This is a genomic window from Kribbella sp. CCNWLW201 (assembly GCF_037203805.1).
Taxonomy (GTDB): Bacteria; Actinomycetota; Actinomycetes; order Propionibacteriales; family Kribbellaceae; genus Kribbella.
Window position 1 is genome coordinate 120,813 of sequence record NZ_JBBCBQ010000003.1, and the last position, 20,577, is coordinate 141,389.

The 20,577-nt window shown below is 68.7% G+C and carries 15 protein-coding genes; 9 read left to right on the plus strand and 6 right to left on the minus strand.

What is annotated here, in order from left to right; translation table 11 throughout:
* Positions 1–2 precede the first annotated feature (2 nt).
* The 6 genes from V9K99_RS15895 (at position 3) to V9K99_RS15920 (ending at position 8,737) form a co-directional block, all read left to right on the plus strand.
* Positions 3–1,280, plus strand: coding sequence for an MFS transporter (locus V9K99_RS15895; protein WP_337000228.1), 1,278 nt, complete (start codon positions 3–5; stop codon positions 1,278–1,280).
* Entirely contained in the window at positions 1,277–4,963 is a 3,687-nt protein-coding gene (locus V9K99_RS15900; RefSeq protein WP_337000227.1) for a nitrate reductase subunit alpha, read from the plus strand. The genes V9K99_RS15895 and V9K99_RS15900 overlap by 4 nt, the downstream gene beginning before the upstream one ends.
* Complete coding sequence (gene narH, locus V9K99_RS15905) at positions 4,963–6,615, plus strand: nitrate reductase subunit beta (RefSeq protein ID WP_337000226.1); 1,653 nt, start codon at positions 4,963–4,965, stop codon at positions 6,613–6,615. Before V9K99_RS15900 ends, narH begins: the two co-directional genes overlap by 1 nt.
* Entirely contained in the window at positions 6,612–7,277 is a 666-nt protein-coding gene (narJ, locus tag V9K99_RS15910) for a nitrate reductase molybdenum cofactor assembly chaperone (RefSeq protein ID WP_337000225.1), read from the plus strand. Before narH ends, narJ begins: the two co-directional genes overlap by 4 nt.
* On the plus strand, positions 7,274–7,987 hold the full coding sequence (gene narI / locus V9K99_RS15915) for a respiratory nitrate reductase subunit gamma (RefSeq protein WP_337000224.1): 714 nt from the start codon (positions 7,274–7,276) through the stop codon (positions 7,985–7,987). Before narJ ends, narI begins: the two co-directional genes overlap by 4 nt.
* 102 nt (positions 7,988–8,089) lie before the next feature.
* The gene (locus tag V9K99_RS15920; RefSeq protein WP_337000223.1) at positions 8,090–8,737 is read left to right on the plus strand and encodes a helix-turn-helix domain-containing protein; all 648 of its coding nucleotides are present in this window, start codon (positions 8,090–8,092) and stop codon (positions 8,735–8,737) included.
* A gap of 83 nt (positions 8,738–8,820) precedes the next feature.
* Here the strand turns inward: V9K99_RS15920 and V9K99_RS15925 are convergent, their stop codons facing one another.
* A complete protein-coding gene (locus tag V9K99_RS15925) occupies positions 8,821–9,474 on the minus strand; it encodes a response regulator transcription factor (protein ID WP_337000222.1) in 654 nt (217 codons plus the stop codon).
* Between the two features lie 68 nt (positions 9,475–9,542).
* On the opposite strand from V9K99_RS15925, the gene V9K99_RS15930 reads away from it, so the two are divergent.
* Both V9K99_RS15930 and V9K99_RS15935 read left to right on the plus strand, forming a co-directional pair.
* Positions 9,543–9,983: a pyridoxamine 5'-phosphate oxidase family protein gene (locus tag V9K99_RS15930; protein ID WP_337000221.1), complete on the plus strand. Its 441-nt coding sequence runs from the start codon at positions 9,543–9,545 to the stop codon at positions 9,981–9,983.
* A gap of 59 nt (positions 9,984–10,042) precedes the next feature.
* Positions 10,043–11,794, plus strand: a complete 1,752-nt coding sequence (locus tag V9K99_RS15935) for a GAF domain-containing sensor histidine kinase (RefSeq protein WP_337000220.1) — start codon at positions 10,043–10,045, stop codon at positions 11,792–11,794.
* Here the strand turns inward: V9K99_RS15935 and V9K99_RS15940 are convergent.
* Positions 11,791–14,499 carry a bifunctional acetate--CoA ligase family protein/GNAT family N-acetyltransferase gene (locus V9K99_RS15940; protein WP_337000219.1) on the minus strand — a complete coding sequence of 903 codons (2,709 nt, stop codon included), beginning with the start codon at positions 14,497–14,499 and terminating at the stop codon, positions 11,791–11,793. The genes V9K99_RS15935 and V9K99_RS15940 overlap by 4 nt on opposite strands.
* 218 nt (positions 14,500–14,717) lie before the next feature.
* Between V9K99_RS15940 and V9K99_RS15945 the strand changes: the two genes are divergently transcribed.
* Positions 14,718–15,545 carry a universal stress protein gene (locus tag V9K99_RS15945; RefSeq protein ID WP_337000218.1) on the plus strand — a complete coding sequence of 276 codons (828 nt, stop codon included), beginning with the start codon at positions 14,718–14,720 and terminating at the stop codon, positions 15,543–15,545.
* A gap of 76 nt (positions 15,546–15,621) precedes the next feature.
* Here V9K99_RS15945 and V9K99_RS15950 read toward each other — a convergent pair whose 3' ends face one another.
* The 4 genes from V9K99_RS15950 to ppsA all read right to left on the minus strand — a co-directional run bounded on the left by V9K99_RS15950 (position 15,622) and on the right by ppsA (position 20,574).
* Positions 15,622–16,305: a CBS domain-containing protein gene (locus V9K99_RS15950; RefSeq protein WP_337000217.1), complete on the minus strand. Its 684-nt coding sequence runs from the start codon at positions 16,303–16,305 to the stop codon at positions 15,622–15,624.
* Complete coding sequence (locus V9K99_RS15955; RefSeq protein ID WP_337000216.1) at positions 16,302–17,162, minus strand: universal stress protein; 861 nt, start codon at positions 17,160–17,162, stop codon at positions 16,302–16,304. Before V9K99_RS15955 ends, V9K99_RS15950 begins: the two co-directional genes overlap by 4 nt.
* Positions 17,159–18,070: a class I fructose-bisphosphate aldolase gene (locus V9K99_RS15960; protein ID WP_337000215.1), complete on the minus strand. Its 912-nt coding sequence runs from the start codon at positions 18,068–18,070 to the stop codon at positions 17,159–17,161. Before V9K99_RS15960 ends, V9K99_RS15955 begins: the two co-directional genes overlap by 4 nt.
* A 107-nt stretch (positions 18,071–18,177) precedes the next feature.
* The gene (ppsA, locus tag V9K99_RS15965; protein ID WP_337000214.1) at positions 18,178–20,574 is read right to left on the minus strand and encodes a phosphoenolpyruvate synthase; all 2,397 of its coding nucleotides are present in this window, start codon (positions 20,572–20,574) and stop codon (positions 18,178–18,180) included.
* Positions 20,575–20,577: the final 3 nt, after the last annotated feature.

Genomic DNA, 20,577 nt, shown 5'->3' on the forward strand with positions numbered 1-20,577 from the left:
CCATGAACACCAGCCGCGCCGACCTCACCGGCTCACAGTCGGCCGATCAATTTGTCGCGACCTCTCGGTCGCCGTGGTCGATGCTGATCGTGGCGACCCTCGGTTTCGCGCTGAACTTCTGGGCGTGGGCGCTGCTCAGTCCGCTCGGACCGCTGTTCCGGACCGAGGGCACGCTCGGCAGGCTGACCGAGTCCGACGTCGCGCTGCTGGTCGCCGTACCCGTCCTGGTCGGGTCGCTCGGCCGGATCCCGGTCGGTGCCCTGACCGATCGCTTCGGCGGGCGGATCATGTTCCCGCTGATCTCGGCTGCGACCGTCGTACCGATCCTGTTCATCGGCTTCTTCGCCCTGGACTCGTACGCCGCGCTCCTGGTCGGCGGCTTCTTCCTCGGCATCAGCGGCACCACGTTCGCGGTCGGCGTTCCGTTCGTGAACGCCTGGTTCCCGCCAGAGCGGAGGGGCCTGGCGGTCGGGGTCTTCGGCGCTGGCATGGGCGGTACTGCGATCAGCGCGCTGACCACCGTGAAGCTCTACAGCAACGTCGGCCACCGCATTCCGTTCCTCATCACGGCGGTCACCCTCGCTGTCTACGCGGTGGCCGCTTGGTTGGTACTGCGAGATGCGCCGGGCCGCAAGCCTGCTCAGGGATCGTTGCTGACTCGACTCATCGCGAACGCCAAACTGCCGATCAGCTGGCAGGCCTGCATCCTGTACGCCGTCGCCTTCGGTGGGTACGTCGCCTTCTCGGTCTACCTACCGTCGTACCTGAAGACCGCGTACGACCTGGACGCGGCCGACGCCGCCAACCGGATGGCCGGCTTCGTGGCGGTCGCCGTTCTGATGCGGCCGATCGGCGGCTGGCTGTCGGACAAGTTCGGTCCTGTCCCCGTGCTGGCCGGTTGCTACGCGGTCGTCGTCGCGGGCGCGGCGGTCGCCGCGACCACACCGTTGCTCGAGTACGTCGGCACTGTCGCCTTCCTGTCCATGGCGGCCGCGCTCGGCGGCGGTAGCGGGGCCACCTTCGCACTCGTTGCCAAAGTCACCGATCCGGCCAGAGTCGGCGGGGTGACCGGGCTGGTCGGCGCGGCCGGCGGGCTCGGTGGCTTCGTGCCGCCGCTGATCATGGGCTACGTCTACGGCCGCACCGACTCGTACGGGATCGGCCTGGCGTTGCTGTCCGTCACCGCGGCCTTGACGCTCGTACTGACCCTGACGATCGTGAGAAAGACCGCCAATCAGACAACCCGCAAGGAGAACCCGACCAGCGAGGAAGCTGCATGAGCACTGGGGCTCGTCCAGAACATGACCAACCGGGACTGGACGGAGGGCTGGCCGAGGCCCTGGTCCGGACCCGCCGCTACTTCACCAGGTCCGAGGTGTCCGACGACCTGCGCACCCTGCACAAGACGGGCGGGCGCGGTGCCGACGACTTCTACCGCGACCGCTGGAGCCACGACAAGGTCGTCCGCTCGACCCACGGTGTGAACTGCACCGGCTCGTGCTCCTGGAAGGTGTACGTCAAGGACGGCATCATCACCTGGGAGACCCAGCAGACCGACTATCCGTCGGTCGGTCCGGACAAACCCGAGTACGAGCCCCGCGGATGCCCGCGGGGCGCGGCCTTCTCCTGGTACACCTACTCCCCCACACGTATCCGTTACCCCTATGTACGCGGCGTACTGCTGCAGCTGTATCGCGAGGCCAAGTCCCAGTACGGCGATCCCGTCGCCGCGTGGGCGCACATTGTCGACAATCCGACGCTCGCACAACAGTACAAAACTGCCCGCGGCAAGGGCGGCCTTGTCCGGGCGACCTGGCAAGAGGCCACCGAGCTCATCGCGGCCGCCTACGTGCACACGCTGAAGAAGTGGGGACCCGACCGGATCGCCGGGTTCTCGCCGATCCCGGCCATGTCGATGGTGTCGCACGCCTCCGGCGCCCGGTTCACCTCGCTGATCGGCGGAACCATGCTGTCGTTCTACGACTGGTACGCCGACCTGCCGGTGGCCTCACCACAGGTGTTCGGCGATCAGACCGACGTACCGGAGTCCGGGGACTGGTGGGACGCCGGTTATCTGATCATGTGGGGCTCGAACCTGCCGGTCACGCGGACGCCCGACGCGCACTGGATGGCCGAGGCGCGGTACCGCGGGCAGAAGGTCGTCGCCGTGTCTCCGGACTACGCCGACAACGTGAAGTTCGCCGACGAATGGTTGCCTGCGGCACCTGGTACGGACGGCGCGCTGGCGATGGCGATGGGACACGTGATGCTGAAGGAGTTCTTCGTCGACCGCGAGACGCCGTACTTCATCAGCTACGCCAAGGCCTACACCGACCTCCCGCACCTGATCCGCCTCGACGAGGCCGACGGCGTCTACCGGCCCGGCAAGTTCCTGACCGCAGCCGACCTCCCCGGCACCACGGAAGACAACGCCGACTTCAAGACGGTGGTGCTGGATTCGATCACCGGCGAGCCCGTCGTACCGAACGGATCGCTCGGTCACCGCTTCGGGGAAGCCGGCCAGGGCAAGTGGAACCTGGACCTGGGCGAGGTAGATCCGCTGCTGTCGATGGCCGGTGAGGAGACCGTGCTGCTCCGGCTGCCCCGCTTCGACACCGGCGACGGCTCAGCCGGCGACCTGATGCGTGGCGTCCCGGTACGGCGAGTGGGCGGCCACCTGGTCACGACCGTCTACGACCTGATGCTGGCCCAGTACGGCGTCGCCCGCCCCGGACTGCCAGGCGAGTGGCCCGCCTCGTACGACGACAACGCGCCGTACACACCGGCATGGCAGGAATCCATCACCGGCGTCCCGGCAGCAGCCGCGGCCCGGATCGCGCGGGAGTTCGCGCAAAACGCCGAAGACTCACGCGGCCGATCAATGATCGTGATGGGCGCGGGTACCAACCACTGGTTCCACTCCGACACGATCTACCGTGCCTTCCTCGCGTTGACCACGCTGACCGGCTGCCAGGGCGTCAACGGCGGTGGCTGGGCGCATTACGTGGGTCAGGAGAAGTGCCGGCCGATCACCGGTTGGGCGCAGCTCGCGTTCGGCCTCGATTGGTCGCGACCACCGCGGCAGATGATCCAGACGGCGTACTGGTACCTGCACACCGACCAGTTCCGCTACGACCCCTTCGGCGCGGACACGTTGGCCGCGACGCAAGGACAGGGTCAGCTGGCCGGGAAGTCCACGGCCGATCTCATCGCGCTCAGCGCCCGCCTCGGCTGGATGCCGTCGTACCCGACCTTCAACCGCAACCCGCACGACCTGGCCGACGAAGCCCAGGCGGCGGGACGGCCGGTTGCTGAGCACGTGGTCGACCAGCTCAAGTCCGGCGAGCTTCGGTTCGCCTGTGAGGACCCGGACTCCCCCGAGAACTTCCCGCGGATCCTCTCGATCTGGCGAGCCAACCTGCTCGGCTCGTCGGCCAAGGGCAACGAATACTTCCTCGAGCACCTGCTCGGCGCCGGCTCGTCGTTGCGCGCGAGCGAAGGCAGCCGCCCGAAGGACGTCGAGTGGCACGACGAGGCACCACGCGGAAAGCTCGATCTCCTGCTCACCCTGGACTTCCGGCAGACGAGTACGACGCTTTTCTCGGACGTCGTACTCCCCGCAGCGACGTGGTACGAGAAGCACGATCTCAACACCACCGACATGCACCCGTTCATCCACTCCTTCAACCCCGCGATCGCGCCACCCTGGCAGACCCGCACCGACTGGGACGCCTGGCAGACCATCGCGGAGAAGTTCAGCGAGCTCGCAGCCGACCATCTGGGGGTACGTCGAGACGTCGTCGCCGTACCGCTGCTGCACGACACCCCCGACGAACTGGCCAACCCGCACGGCATCGTCCGCGACTGGAAGACAGGCGAGTGCGAACCGGTGCCGGGCGTCACGATGCCCAAGCTGGTCGAGGTCGAACGCGACTACGGCGCTGTCGCGGCCAAGATGGCGGCGCTCGGACCGCTGATGGACAAACTCGGCGCGACGACCAAGGGCGTCACCTACGACGTGACCGAGTCGGTCGACTACCTCCGCGCGAAGAACGGCGCAGTCCGCGGCGGCCCCGCCGACGGCCGCCCATCGCTCAAACGAGACATCCACGCCTGCGAGGCCATCCTCGCTCTCTCCGGTACGACGAACGGACGCCTCGCGACCGAAGGATTCAAGACTCTAGAGATCCGGGTCGGCAAACCACTCCACGACCTGGCCGCGGAGAACGAAGGCAAACGAATCACGTTCGCCGACACGCAAGCCGCGCCAGTCCCGGTCATCACCTCACCGGAGTGGTCAGGCTCGGAGTCCGGCGGCCGGCGGTACTCGCCGTTCACCATCAACGTCGAGCGGCTCAAGCCCTGGCACACCCTGACTGGCCGGCAACACTTCTTCCTCGACCACGACTGGATCGCCGAGCTCGGGGAGAACCTCCCGGTCTACCGGCCGCCGCTGGACATGGGTGCGCTGTTCGCCGAGCCGGCGATCGGCTCGGTGACCGAGCACGGCGTGACGGTTCGCTACCTGACTCCGCACAGCAAGTGGTCGATCCACTCGGAGTACCAGGACAACCTGTTCATGCTGTCGCTGTCCCGCGGCGGTCAGACGATCTGGATGAGCGACAAGGACGCGGCCAAGGTCGGGATCGCGGACAACGACTGGATCGAGGCGGTCAACCGCAACGGCGTCGTGGTGGCCCGGGCGATCGTCTCGCACCGGATGCCCGAGGGGACGGTCTACATGCATCACGCGCAGGACCGGCTGATCGACGTACCGATCGCCGAAACCTCGAAGAAACGCGGCGGCATCCACAACTCGCTGACCCGGCTGCTGATCAAGCCGACCCACTTGGTCGGCGGGTACGCCCAGTTGTCCTTCGCCTTCAACTACCTCGGCCCGACCGGCAACCAGCGCGACGAGATCACCGTGATCCGGCGGCGCTCGCAGGAGGTGAACTACTGATGCGAGTGATGGCTCAGATGGCGATGGTGATGAACCTCGACAAGTGCATCGGCTGCCACACCTGCTCGGTGACGTGCAAGCAGGCGTGGACGAACCGGAGCGGGACCGAGTACGTCTGGTTCAACAACGTCGAGACCCGGCCCGGTCAGGGCTATCCGCGCACCTACGAGGACCAGGAGACGTGGAAGGGCGGCTGGACGCTCAACCGGCGCGGCCGGCTCACGCTGAAAACAGGCGGACGGCTGAAGAAGTTGCTGACCATCTTCTCGAATCCGAAGATGCCGTCGATCCACGACTACTACGAGCCCTGGACCTACGACTACGCGACGCTGACCGACGCGCCGGCGCAGCAACACACCCCGGTCGCGCGGCCGAAATCGTTGATCTCCGGCAAGAATATGAAGGTGTCGTGGTCGGCCAACTGGGACGACGATCTCGGTGGATCCGCGGTGACGGCCGAGCGCGACCCCGTCCTCGCGAAGGTCGGCGACAAGGTCAAGTTCGAGTTCGAGCAGACCTTCATGTTCTACCTGCCCCGGATCTGCGAGCACTGCCTGAACCCGTCCTGCGCGGCGTCCTGCCCGAGCGGCGCGATCTACAAGCGGACCGAGGACGGCATCGTGCTGGTCGACCAGGATCGCTGCCGGGGCTGGCGGATGTGCATCTCCGGCTGCCCGTACAAGAAGGTCTACTTCAACCACCGCACCGGCAAGGCCGAGAAGTGCACGTTCTGCTTCCCCCGCGTCGAGGTCGGGCTGCCGACGGTCTGCTCGGAGACCTGCGTCGGCCGGCTGCGCTACCTCGGCCTGATGCTGTACGACGCCGACAAGGTCCTGGCCGCCGCGTCGACACCGGACGAGCACGGACTCTATGAAGCCCAGCGGGACGTGTTCCTCGATCCGTCCGATCCCGACATACGACGGGAAGCCGAGCGGGCCGGGATCCCGCACGACTGGATCGAGGCGGCCCAGCGGTCGCCGGTGTACGCGTTGATCAACCGCTACAAGCTGGCGTTGCCGCTGCATCCGGAGTACCGAACCCTGCCGATGGTCTGGTACATCCCGCCGCTGTCACCGGTCGTGGATGTGGTCAAGGAGACCGGAGAGGACGCCGAGAAGCGGGAGAACCTGTTCGCCGCCATCGACGCACTGCGCATCCCGATCGAGTACCTCGCCGAGTTGTTCACCGCGGGCGACGTGCAGCCGGTTGACAGCGTTCTGCGCAAGCTCGCCGCGATGCGCTCCTACCTGCGCGACATCAACCTCGGCCGGGACCCGGACGGCTCGATCCCGGCGGCTGTCGACATGACCGAGGAAGAGATGTACGACATGTACCGCCTGCTCGCGCTGGCGAAGTACGACGAGCGCTACGTGATCCCGGCGGCGCATGCCGAGCAAGCGCATGACCTCGAAGAGCTGGCCTGCTCACTCGACTACGAGGGCGGCCCGGGCATGGGCGGCTCCGGCCCGTTCGGCGAGGGATCCGGCGCACCGACCCCGATCGCGGTGGAGAACTTCCAGCTGCTGAAGGACCGCCAGACGGCGGACACGATGGCGGCTGCCACGGACAAGGACACCCGCGTGAACCTGCTGAACTGGGACGGCAAGGGCAGACCGGACGGGCTGTTCCCACCGAAGGACGGTGGGGAATGACCAGGCATCCGGATCCGAAGCTGCCGGCGCATCAGTTGACGATCGCCTGGCAGGCCGCCTCGTTGCTGCTCGACTATCCGGACGAAACCCTGCAATTGGGGCTCATCCAGCACGCAGTGGCCGAACTCCCTTCAGCCGTCGGCGATCCGCTGCGCGCCACCGCCCGAGCGCTGGCGTCGGAGGACCTCTCCGCGCTCCAGCAGGACTACGTGGACACCTTCGACAGCCGGCGACGGCACAACCTCTACCTCACCTACTTCGCCCACGGAGATACCAGGCGTCGCGGAGTCGCGTTGCTGCGGTTCAAGCAGACCTACCTGCGATCCGGCTACGTACTGGACGAATCGGAACTGCCGGACCACCTCTGCGTGGTGCTGGAGTACGCCGCGACGGTCGATCAACGACTGGGGTGGCGCCTGTTGCTCGACCATCGCGCCGGACTCGAGCTGCTGCGGCTGGCTCTCGCGGAGGCCGGGTCCGCCTGGCACGGCGCCGTACAGGCTGTCACCGCGACGCTGCCGCCGCTCGACGGTGACGAACTCGCGGCCATCGACCGGCTCGCGGCCGAAGGGCCGCCACAGGAGGAGGTCGGACTCACGCCGTACGCGACGCCGGCCTTCGATCCGTTGCCGATGCCGACGTTTCCCGGAGCGCACCGATGAACGACATCCTGTGGGTGGTCATTCCCTACGTCTGCCTGACGGTCTTCGTGGTCGGGCATTTCTGGCGGTACCGGTACGACAAGTTCGGCTGGACCACTCGGTCCTCGCAGCTCTATGAGGACCGGCTGTTGCGGTGGGGCAGCCCGTTGTTCCACTTCGGCATCCTGGCCGTGTTCCTCGGCCATGTGATGGGTCTCGGCATCCCGAAGTCCTGGACCGAGGCGGTCGGCATCTCCGAGGGGCTGTACCACTTCCTCGCCGTCTCGATCGGCGCGATCGCCGGCTTCGGCACCGTCGTCGGACTGGCGATCCTCATCTATCGCCGCCGTACGGTCGGGCCGGTGTTCTCCGCGACCACCCGGATGGACAAGGTCATGTACCTGTTCCTTGCCACGGTGATCGTGCTCGGGCTGGTGAACACGGTGGTGGCCAACATCGTCGGGCACTACGACTACCGCGAGGGCGTCTCGGTCTGGTTCCGCGGCATATTCCGGTTCGATCTCCATCCCGAGCTGATGGCCGAAGCACCGTTGACCTTCCAGCTGCACGGCCTCGTCGCCATCGCCCTCTTCGCGCTCTGGCCGTTCACCCGCCTGGTCCACGTCTTCAGCGCTCCGATCGGCTACCTGACCAGGCCGTACATCGTCTACCGCAGCCGCGATCAGCGGACCGCCGGCCACTCCCCGCGCCGCGGCTGGGACAACCCCTGATCAGGTAGGCCCTCGGTCCCGGCAGGCCGGGACTTCGTGCTCTGGGGCGTCGCGCGGTCCGCCGGTTGGATGGTGGTACAGCGCTCAGGAAGGGCACTCGAGATGAACACCACACCCCAGCACCAGCCCTCGGTCGATCTCGCCACGCGCGTCCGGCAGCGGCGGCTGGCGCTCGGGCTCAGTCGTGCCGACGCCGCCCGGCGAGCCGGTCTCACCGTCACGGCGATCGACCGGATCGAGAGCCGGCCGGTCGCGCTGACCGCCGGGGACCTCGTCCGGCTCGTCGAGGCCCTGGACACGACCGTGTCCGACCTGGTCGGCGCCGAGCCGCCGGAGAATCTCGCGAGGGGGCTTCACCCCGTCCACCCGACGCTGGAGGGGATGTCCCGGGCGGAGTGCCTGGCCATGCTGGCAACGGGCAGCGTCGGCCGGCTCGCGTACCAGGCCGCCAACCAGCTCATGGTCGTGCCGGTGACGTTCAGCCTGTACGGCGACCTGATCGTGTTCCGGACCGCCGAGGACTCCGCGATCGCGCAGTACGCGCTGGAGCCGGTCGCGTTCGAGGTGGACCGGATCGACGAGGGCATGCACGAGGGCTGGAGCGTGCTCGTGAACGGCACCGTCCGGCCGGCCACCGACGAGGAGGCCACCCGCGTGCATGACCTGGTCGAACCGTGGGCCGGCGGCAACCGGGACACGTGCATGCTCATCGAGCCCGCCCAGATCAGCGGCCGGCGGCTTCGCGCCTGATCACCGGCCAGCTCAGGACCTTCTGCCCTGATGAGGCGGCGTACCAAGAGAAAGGGTGGACGTCGATGCCAGCCTGTCGACACTCACTGCGGTTTGCGCTTCCCCCGCTCGACGGCGTAGACGGCCGCCTCGGTGCGGCGCTCCAGGCCGAGCTTGCGGAGCAACCCGGAGACGTAGTTCTTCACGGTCTTCTCGGCCAGGAACATGCTCTGGGCGATCTGCCGGTTGGTCTTGCCCGCCGCGATCTCATCGAGGATCCTGCGCTCCTGCTCGGTCAGCGACTTGTAGCGGGGGTCTTCCTCTTCCTCCGCCGGATGCCGCAGCCGTTCCAGCACCGCCGCTGTCATCGCCGGGTCGAGCAGCGACTCCCCTGCCGCCAGCCGGCGGACCGCGCCGACCAGATCGGTGCCGCTCACCTGCTTGAGCAGGTAGCCGGCCGCTCCCGCCATGATCGCCGTGAACAGCGCGTCGTCGTCGGAGAACGACGTCAGCATCAGGCACGCGGGCGGTTCGTCCATCGCCGACCTGACCTCACGGCAGACCGAGATGCCGTCGCCGTCGGGCAGCCTGACGTCCAGGATCGCGACATCCGGCCGCAGCGCCGGGATCCGGGCGATCGCCTGGGCCGCTGTGGCCGCGTCTCCCACCACCTCGATGTCCGGTTCACCGTCGAGCAGCTGGCCCAGACCGAGGCGAACCACCTCGTGGTCGTCCAGCAGAAACACCTTGATCGCCATGCTGCCTCGCTCGTCGATCGGATCACTGTTCAGCCCAGACTAATACGGCCACGCCCCGGGACGCCGCAATGACGACTCGTGACCACTTCGACACTGCGGGTCTGGAGATTCTCACCCGGTCCGAATGCCTGCGCCTGCTCGGCTCGGTGCCGCTCGGGCGACTCGTGTACACCGACGGCGGTCTGCCCGTCGTCCGCCTGGTCAACTTCGTGATCGACGCTGACACCGTTGTCTTCGCCAGCGTCGACGGGGACAAACTGCGGGCCGCCGAACGCGGTGACGTTGTCGCCTTCGAGGCGGACGCCGTCGATCTCGACCGGCATCTCGGCTGGACCGTCACCTCCGTCGGGCACCTGTCCGTCGTACCGTCCGAGGAAGCGGAACGGCTTGCCCGTCAGATCCCGCTCCGGCCCTGGGCACCGCTGCCGCACCCACGCCTGATCCGGCTCGGGGTCGAGTCCGTCGCCGGCCGCCGCCTCCGCCCCTGGGCCCAGCGTCCGCACGACTGAGTCTTCACCAGGCGCGCGGATCGCCAGAAGCGTCGCCACGTCACGGCACGCTTGGTACCGTGAGTGCCGTGGGGGATACCGAGAAGCGTGGAACCTGGGACGAAGGGGCGCTGGAGTTCGCAGGTCTGTCACGGGTGCGCCTGGACGCCCTGCTGCAGGAACTGCTCGGCCGGGTCGACGAGATCATGGACACCCAGGAGCGGCTGCGCGCCCTGCTCGACGCGGTCGTCGGGATCGGTGCGGACCTCGACCTCAACAGCACTCTCGACCGGATCGTGACCGCGGCGTGTGACCTGGTGGGGGCGCAGTACGGCGCTCTCGGCGTGGTCGGCCCGGACGGCAAGCGGCTGGTCCGGTTCATCACGCACGGCGTCACCCCGGAGCAGATCGCGGCGATCGGACCGTATCCCGAAGGCCACGGGATCCTCGGCCTGCTCATCGACCACCCCGAGGCGCTGCGGCTGCACGACCTCGCCGAGCATCCCCGCTCCTACGGCTTCCCGGCGAACCACCCGCCGATGAAGTCGTTCCTCGGCGTACCGATCCGGACCCGCGAACACGTCTACGGCAACCTCTACCTCACCGAGAAGACCGGTGGCGCCGACTTCACCGAGGACGACGAGCGCACCATGATGGCGCTGGCCGCGGCGGCCGGTGTGGTGATCGAGAACGCCCGCCTGTACGCCGATACCGAGCGGCGCCGGCGCTGGCACGAGGTGACCGCGGAGATCACCCAGCTGATGCTGGGTGAGTTCGCCCCGGAGGACGCGCTGCAGTTGATCGCCCGACGCGCTCGTGAGGTCTCCGGCTCGCTGGTCGGTGCGGTCCTACTCGCGGAGGACGGCGAACTGATCGTCGACACCATCGAGGGACCGGAGCAGTTCCAGCGCCTCGTCGGAGCGCGGCTTCCCGCCGACCTGCCGGTGATCGGTGATGCGGTCACCGGTGACCAGCAGGTGGTGATCGAGGATCTCGCCCAGCTGGCGAAGGAACTCGGCCGGCTCTCCGACGTACCTGAGCTCGAAGGGCTCGGCCGCACCATCATCGCGCCGCTGCCGGAAGGCACCCGCAGCAGCGGCGGATTGCTGGCGGTCGCCGCTGAACGCGGAGCCGTGATCGGCGTGACCGAGAGTTCGGATCTGATGCGGATGTTCGCCAACCAGGCGGTGCTGGCGCTGGAACGCGCCCAGGCCCAACGCGATCGGTCGATCATCGCCGTCCTCGAGGATCGTGACCGGATCGCCCGGGACCTGCACGACCTGGTCATCCAGCGCCTGTTCGCCACCGGGTTGCAGCTCCAGGGGATGTACCGGATGGCACGACCGGAGCTGCAGGAGCGGCTCCGGCGGGCTGTCGAGGACATCGACACCACCATCCGTGACCTGCGCGCGGCGATCTTCGAGCTCCAGGAGGAGCCGGGTCAGAGCTCATTGCGGGCGGATGTCCAGGCCCTGGTCACCGAGTACGCCGAGCCGCTCGGCTTCCGGCCCCGGATCATCTGCACCGGCCCGCTCGACACCGCCGTACCGGCGACGGCCCGGCCACAGATCCTCGCCGCCGTCCGCGAGTCCCTCTCCAACGTCGTACGCCACGCCCAGGCCACCGAGGTCGTTGTCGAGGTCACCGTGGACTCGAACGCGGTGCTCGCCCGGATCACGGACAACGGGATCGGGATCCCGCCGAACGGACACCGCAGTGGCCTGCGCAACCTGACCGAGCGCGCCAACTCACTCGGCGGCACGGTCGAGGTCACGGACAACCACCCGAACGGCACCGTCGTCGAACTGCGCGCCCCGCTCAACCACGGCTAGCGCAAGTGCCGCGAGTGCCAGTCCGGCTCGGGTGTGGACGGGGTGAGGCGGATCCTGACGTCGACCGCGACCGCGCCGTCGGGGCCGGCGATCAACGGGTTGATGTCCAGTTCGGCGATCTCCGGCAGCGTCTCGGCAAGCCAGGCGATCCGATGCAGGACGTCCAGTACGGCGGACTCGTTCGCAGCCTTCGCACCCCGATAGCCGGCCAGCAGCGGCGCACACCGCAGCGAACGCACCATCTCCGCCGCATCCAGGTCCGTCAGCGGTAGACCGCGCCACTGACGATCGGCCAGCAGGTCCGTCAGGATCCCGCCGCTGCCGGCCATCAGCACCGGCCCGAAGAGCGGGTCACGCACCATCCCGATCACCAGCTCGGTGCCGGCCGGCGCCATCGCCTGGACGACGACATGCGGATCACCCGTCGCGGCCACGATCGCGTCGTACGCCGCCTCGACCTGATGGTCATCGCTCAGTCCTACCCGCACTCCACCGACATCGGTCTTGTGCAGCACTCCTTCGGCAGCTGTCTTCAGCGCGACCGGGAAACCACTCAGCCACGCGGCTGCGACAGCTTGCTCGACCGTTCGCGCTGAGGCGGCGTGCAGTGTCGTCACGCCCGCACACTCCAGCAGCTGTTCTGCTTGAAGGGGCCGCACCCAGCCACCGTCGGCGTTCCGGTCGAGGAACCTGCGCGCGACGGCTTGTGCGCCCACCGGGTCGGTGCCGCTCGGCTCCGGTTCCGCGCCCTGCGGGCGTGCACGCCATTCGGCGTACCGGACCGCGTGGGCATGCGCCCGAACGGCGCTCTCCGGGAAGGGGAACACCGGGAGTCTGCCACCGTCCGCCAGGACGATCTGCGGGGCCGCCTCCGGGGCTCCGAGGCAGTTCACCACGACTGGCAGCCGGCTGCCGTCGACAGCCGATGCGATGGCGTCGTACGTCGCGTCGACCCGGCCCGCCCTGGTCGCGGCGTAGCAGATCACGACCGCGTCGACCTCGTCGCTGGCGATCACCGTGCGCACAGTGTGCGCGAGTGTTGCCGGCGAAGCCGCAGCACCGAGGTCGACAGGATTGCCTGGGCCGACAGCGCCCGTCGCAGTGGTCAACTCGTCCTGAACCGCCTGACTCAGCTCCGGTACCTCGAGGCCGAGGCGCCCAGCCGCATCCGCGGCCAGCACACCGGCGCCGCCGGCGTTGCCGATCACGGCGATTCTGCGGCCGCGCGGAAGTGGCCGGCCGGCGAGCACCCGAGCGGTGTCGACCAGCTCCTCCACCGTGTCCATCCGCAGTACGCCGGACTGCGCGAACAGCGCGTTGACCGCGGTGTCCGGCGTCGCGGCGGCGGCGGTGTGGGACGCACCGGCGCGTCGCCCGCCGGCCGACCGGCCGCCCTTGACGACGAGGATCGGCTTGGTCCGCCCGACCAGGCGAGCGAGCCGGCCGAACTTGCGCGGGTTGCCGAACGACTCCAGGTACAGGCCGATCACGTCGGTCCGCGGTTCGTGCCACCAGTGCAGCAGCAGGTCGTTGCCGCTGACATCGACCTTGTTGCCGAGCGAGACGAACTCCGAGATGCCGAGACCGGCCCGGCCGGCGTGATCCAGGACCGCGATACCGACCGCGCCGGACTGAGCGGCGATGGCCAGCGTTCCCGGCACCGGAGTGACTTCGGCGAAGCTCGCGTTCAGCCGCACCGCGGGATCGGTGTTCACCACACCGAGGCAGTTCGGCCCGATCAGCCGGATGCTGTGCCGCCGCGCGACCTCCAGGATCGCCCGCTGCGCCTCCTGGCCGTCCGTGCCGACTTCGGAGAATCCCGCGGTCAGGATGACGGCGCCGGCCACGCCCTTGGTGCCGCATTCGGCCAGGACGTCGTACACCTGCGCGGCCGGAACGGCGATCACGGCCAGGTCCACCGGGCCGGGAACGGCCAGGATCGACGGGTAGGCCACCACGTCGCCGATGTGGTCCGCCTGTGGGTTGATCGCGTACAGCTCGCCGGTGTAGTTGCCTTGAGCAAGATTGTGGAGCACCTCGTGGCCGATGCCGCCCGGTTTCCGGCCGGCGCCGACGACGGCGACAGAGTGCGGCGCGAAAACCCGTTGCAGCGATCGGTCCTCCGCCAAACGTTCGCGGTCGGCCATCCGGTCCAGTGTCGCCGGGCCGTACGCGGTCTCCAGCACGAGCTCGACCAGTCCGCTCTCCAGCTTGCGGACCAGCTCGAACCCGGAGTCGGCGAAAACCCGCAGCATCGGGGCGTTCTCGGCGAGCGTGTCGGCGCGCAGACGCCGGATGCCGTGGTCTCGGGCCACAGCGGCCAGGTGCTCGAGCAACAACGTCCCGATCCCGCGCCCGTGGACGGCGTCGTCGAGCAGGAACGCCATCTCCGCCTCGCCGGTGCGCAGCGGCTCATAGCTCGCCACACCGACGATCTGGTCGCCGTACTCGGCAACCAGTGCGACATGCCCGTCCCGATCCCTGGTCAGATGGTGACTGTGCTCGTCGGCCATCCGGCGGCTGATCCCGAAGAAGCGCAGGTAGATCGAGCGATCGGAGACACGCTGGTTCATCGCGTCGAGGGCCGCTTCGTCGTCCGCCCGCAACGGACGGATCCGGACCACGGACCCGTCCGCGGCAAGCGCGTCCCAGCCGGCGTCGGGGTCCACCGAGTGGGTCTGGTCCGTGAGTTCGAGCTGCGTCATGACCTCTCCTCGTCGTCGCTTCCGTCCGGCACCAGTCCACCGCAACGCACCCGGGACATCGCAGGGACGAACGTCCCGAATCTGCCGCCAAAGGGACCGGTCCCGACACCTGTCCGGCGCTCAGGACCGTCGGACGACCGCGCCGGGACCTTCGCCCCTGGCTCCGGTCCCCGGTACCGGCGACGGTGGAACTGAACGACCGACCAGGAGGGTCCTTCATGACTGACTACCCGATCGTCGTCGGCATCGACGGCGCCGCGGACTGCGAGAACGCGATCCGCTGGGCGACCACTGAGGCCGCCGCACGCGGCACCGGCCTCCGGCTGGTGCACGCCTTCGTCTGGCCCGAGTTCCCCGTCCCGCTGGGACCGAGCGACGTCGCGCCGGGACTGCGCGCGTACGCCGACAAGATCGTCGCGGACGCGCTGGAACTGGCGACCAAACTCGCACCAGATCTTCCGATCACCGCGGAACGGGTCGACGGCTTCCCCTCCCCTGTCCTGCTCCGAGAGTCCCGCACCGCGGATCTGCTCGTGATCGGCAGCCGCGGCCTCGGCGGGGCCCTGGGGATGCTCGTTGGCTCCACCGGAACGGATCTGGCCGCCCACGCGCACTGCCCGGTGGTCATCATCCGTCCCGAGGAGGCGGTCGACCAGGGCCGCCGAGTGGTCATCGGGTACGACGGATCACCAGCCGCCGGCGCCGCACTCGACTTCGGCCTGGCCCACGCCCGGCGTCATCACGTCGACGCTCGCGTGGTCGCCGTACATTCCCCGCACGAAGATCACCAGCGGGTGACCCAGCACGACCTCGCCCGCGCGGTCCAGTCCCGGCAGACTGGTCCGGTCGCCGAACTCATCCACGTCACCGGCCATCCGGCCGAGGAGTTGCTCAGCTGGTCGACCGATGCACGCCTCCTCGTGGTGGGAGCCCGCGGCCGCGGCGGCTTCACCGGAATGCTGCTCGGCTCGGTCAGCCAAACCGTCCTGCGCCAGGCCCAGTGCCCCGTCGCCGTCATCCCTCGCTCGGCCGTCCAAGCGACTTAGCCTGCTGCCGACCAGGACCGCCGGTGCAACACCGGCGGTCCTGGTCTTGTGTTATCCGGTCTGGATCTCGCCGCCACTACTGGAACCGGGTTGTTCCCGGTGCGGGGACGGTGTCGTCGAAGGCCCAGGTCAGCTCGTTGCGGACATCGACGACGCCGTCGACCTGGCGCGTGAGCTGCTCCGCGACCGCCACCAGGCTGCGGTGATCCAGCTCGCCGGCCAGCGTGACGACACCGTCGGTCACCGTCACCTCCACCGCGAACGGGTCGTCCCACAGTCCGTGCTCGATCACGTCGTGACGCACGCGGGCGAGAATCTGCTTGTCAGGGGCAACGAAGGCCCGGAGCAGGTCCGACCGGCTGACGATGCCGGTGAGCACCTCGCCGTCGGTCACCACCAGCCGGGTGATGTCGCGCGCCAGCATCAGCCGGGCCGCCTCGTCCAGGGTCGAGCCGCCATCGACGGTCACGGCCGGGCGGGTCATCAACTGGCCGGCGGTCAGCGCCGCCGCCTTGCCCCTGGCCCGGTGACGCCACCAGCGTAGGTACCACGGCAGCGGGCGGGCCGCCCTGAACTGTTCCTTGGGCAGCAGATCCGTCTCGGACACGACGCCGACCACCGTGCCGTCCGGGCTGGTGACCGGAACCGCGCTGATGTGGTGATCGGACAAGGTCCTGGCCACGGTCTTGAACGACGCGTCCGTCGACACGGTGACGACCTCCCGGGTCATCACGTCGGCGACGGTCAATGGGTGCCTCATCGCTCCTCCTTCCGGTGCCGCACCACCGCAACCGGGCAGGCGGCGCTGTGCAGCAGGCTCTGGCTGACAGAACCGAGCAGCAGGCCGCGGACTCCACCACGGCCGCGTGAACCGACGATGGCCAGCGAGGCTCCGCTGGAGCGCTCCGCCAAGGTGGCAGCGGGCCTCCCATGAACGACCTCAGCCCGTACGGCGACGGCCGGGAACTTCGCGCGCAGCGGCTCGAGGCTCTCCGCCAACCAGTTCCGCAGCAGCGTCTCGGTGTCCTCGACAGCCCGATAGTGACGGTCGAACGGCTGCCAGCAATAGACGACGCTCAACGGCGCGTGGGACCTGGCCGCCTCCTCGAAGGCGAACTCCAGGGCTGCCTCGGAGTCCTCCGAGCCGTCTGTCCCGATCACGATCGGGCCGTCATGTGCTTCGCCTTTGACCACCACGACCGGACAGGTGGCGCGGGCGGTGACCGAGGTGACCACAGAGCCGAGCACGGCCGCCTGCAGCCGGTGGTGAACCCGCGATCCGAGCACCACGAGCTCCGCATGGGCCGCTTCGCTGAGAATCGCTTCGGCCGGTGACTCGTACGCCAGCCAGCCGGAGCCGGCGTCGTACCCGAGCCGGTCACGGACGTAGGCGACCGCGGTGTCCAACTGGGCCTGGAACTCGTCGACCGGCGGCGCGGGCACATACCCTTCGGCACCGATCGCGGGCCACTGGACGGCCTGGTTCAGATAGGCACGCACCACCCGGACACCCAGGCCGCGGGCCTCGGCGGCGGCGACGGCCCAGCGCAAGGCGAGCTGACTCTCCGCTGTCTCATCGATGCCTACGACAACGAACTTCGGATTGCCGCCGGTCATGATCGGCCACCTGCTCCTTCACTGGGATGGGCGGCCAGGATCTGCCGCAACGAATCGACGAAGCGCAACGAATCGTCGTACCCGCGCTGCCAGACATTGCGGCCGAAGATCAGGCCGAGCCCGCCGGCGTCCATCGCCTGCTGGGCCTTGCTCAGCATCGCCTCGTCACCGGACTTCTCGCCGCCGGAGACCAGGACCAGCGTCCGGTTGGCGGAGCGGACGACCGCATCGATCGCCTGCTGCGAGGTGAACACCTCGCGGTAGGCTGGCTTGACGTTGTCGCGCTTCTCCGGGTGGGGGAAGTTCACCTTGACCACGTCGGCGCCGAGTTCGCTGGCCACCCGGGCCGCGTAGTCGACGGCGTAGAACGAGTCCTTGCCGCCCTTGGCCTCGATCGCCGCACCCCGTGGATACGCCCACACGATCAGCGGCATGCCCAGCCGCTGCGCGTCGGCCCGGATCTGGCGGTACTGCGCGAAATCGGCCTCCTGCGCAGGCGAACCGACGTACAGGGTGTAGCCGACCGCGTCGGCGCCCAGCCGGACGGCGTCCTCGACGCCGGCATGCACCGGCGACAGCGCCTCGGCGTCGGACGGGATGTCGGTCTTGCCGTTCAGCTTGAGAATCAGCGGCACCTCGCCGGCATAGTCCCAGTAGAACTTCTCGGCCAGGCCGATCTGGATCGCGATGCCGTTGAAGCCTCCCGCGATGGCCAGCTTGACGATGTAGGCCGGATCGGACGCCTGCGGGTTCGCGAAGAAGTCCCGCGGCCCGTGCTCCAGACCCTGGTCGTACGGCAGGAAGAACGCCGTACCGTTGCGCAGACCGTGATCGAACAGGATTCGCCGCAGTCGAGTCTTCTTACCGCTGTTCAGACCTAGCTCACGCAGTGGTGGACGGGTCTGCATGGATGATCACCTCCGATGGTGCCGCTCGGGCAGTCGCCCGCTGTTACCAATGTGTCCTGGGCGGGCCGGGCCCCGGCAGGGTCGTACTGCCCGACCCGCTGGGACCTTCAGCCCGCTGCCACTCCGGCGAGGCCGGCGATCCGCGCCTGATCGCGTTCGGCCTCGGCCACGTTCGTCTTCACCGCGAAGAAGCTGTCCGGGGTGACGGAGATCGAGTCGATGCCGCTGTGCACCAGGAACGTGGCGAAGGCCGGGTCGTCGCTCGGCCGCTGGCCGCACAGACCCACCTTGCGACCCGCCCGGTGCGCCGTGGCGATCAGGTGCTCGATGCTCCGGGTCACGGCCAGGTTGCGCTCGTCGAACAGGTCGGCCAGCGTGGCCGAGTCGCGGTCGACGCCCAGCGTCAGCTGGGTCAGGTCGTTGCTGCCGATCGAGAACCCGTCGAACCGTTCGGCGAACTCGTCGGCCAGGATGATGTTCGACGGGATCTCGGCCATCACGTAGACCTGCAGCTCGTTCTGGCCCCGGACCAGGCCGTGCGCCGCCATCACGGTCAGCACCCGGTGTGCCTCCGCCAAGGTCCGGCAGAACGGGATCATCACGACGACGTTCGTCAGCCCCATCTCGTCCCTGACCTTGCGAATCGCCCGGCACTCGAGCGCGAAGCCGTCGGCATACCCGGGGCTGTAGTAGCGACTCGCACCGCGCCAGCCGATCATCGGGTTCTCCTCGACCGGCTCGAACCGCCGGCCGCCGATCAGCCGTGCGTACTCGTTCGTCTTGAAGTCGCTGGTCCGCACGATCACCGGTGCCGGCCAGCGTGCGGCCGCGATCCGGGCGATTCCCTGGGCCAGCGTGTCCACACAGAACGCCTCCCGGTCGTCGAAGCCCCGGGTGACCGCGTCGACCTGGGCACGCTCCTCGGCATCCAGTTCGCCGTACCGGACCAGTGCCATCGGATGCACCTTCACGTGGTTGCTGACCACGAACTCGATCCGGGTCAGTCCGACCCCGTCGGCCGGCAACCGCCACCAGCGGAAGGCCGCGTCGGGGTCGGCGACGTTCAGCATCACCTTGGTCCTGGTCGCCGGGATGTCGCCGAGATCGATCTCGGTGGCCTCGTACTCCAGCAGGCCCTGGTAGACCACGCCGCGCTCGCCGGACGCACAGGAGACCGTGATCTGCTGCTCGTCGCGCAGCACGGTGGTGGCCGTACCGGTACCGACGATCGCCGGAACGCCGAGTTCCCGGCTGACGATCGCCGCATGCGACGTCCGGCCACCGTGGTCGGTCACGATCGCGGCCGCCCGGCGCATGATCGGCTCCCAGTCCGGGTCGGTGATCCGGGTGACCAGAACCGAGCCGTCGACGAACCGGCCGATGTCGGCGGCCGAATCCAGCCGGCAGACCCGGCCGGTCGCGATCGCCTCACCGACCGCCAGACCGGTGACCAGCTCCGGTCCGCTGTCCAGCAGCTTGTACGACCGCAGGGAGGTCGCCTCCCGGCGGGTCTGGACCGTCTCCGGCCGGGCCTGCACCAGATACAGCCGGCCGGTCCGGCCGTCCTTGGCCCATTCGATGTCCATCGGCCGGCCGTAGTGCGACTCCACTGCGACCGCCCAGCGGGCCAGTCGCAGGATGTCGTCGTCGTCCAGTACCCAGCGCATCCGCTCGTCCTCGGACGTGGCGACCGTCCGGGTGCCCTGCGGTTCGTCGTACACGACCTTCGTCTCCTTGGCGCCACGCTCCTTGGAGATGATCGGCCGCAGGTCGCGCTCGGCCAGCAGCGGCTTGAAGACCAGGTACTCGTCCGGGTCGACCACACCGCTGACGACGGACTCCCCCAGGCCCCAGGCCGCACTGATCTGTACGACGCCCGGGAATCCGCTGTCGCTGTCCAGGGTGAACATCACGCCGGCGCTGCCGAGATCCGAGCGCACCATCAGCTGAACGCCGATCGACAGCGCGACAGCCAGGTGGTCGAAGCCTCGTTCCTCGCGGTAGCTGATCGCCCGATCGGTGAACAGCGACGCGAAACAACGCTTGCAGGCCGCCAGCAGGTCACCTACGGTGTTGACGTTCAGGAACGTCTCCTGCTGACCGGCGAAGCTCGCATCCGGCAGATCCTCCGCGGTGGCGCTACTCCGGGCGGCCACCTCCGTACCGTCGCCACCCAACTGGGCATAGGCGATGGTGATCGCTTCCACCACCGTCGGCGGCAGTTCCGCGGCGGCGAACGCCGCCCGGATGGCGGCGCCCACCGACGGCAGGTCGGTACCGGCCCGGTACCTGCCGATCTGGTCGGCGATCAGCGGCCGCAACCCGGCCGCCTCGATGAACTCGCGGTACGCCGCGGCCGTGACCGCGAAGCCGTCGGGAACATCGATGCCCTCGGCATCCAGCTCGCGCAGCATCACACTCAGCGAGGCGTTCTTGCCACCGACCGCCGACAGGTCCGTACCGTTCGGGTCCCTCAGCCAGGTCACCCTGGGCTTGTCCGTCACCGG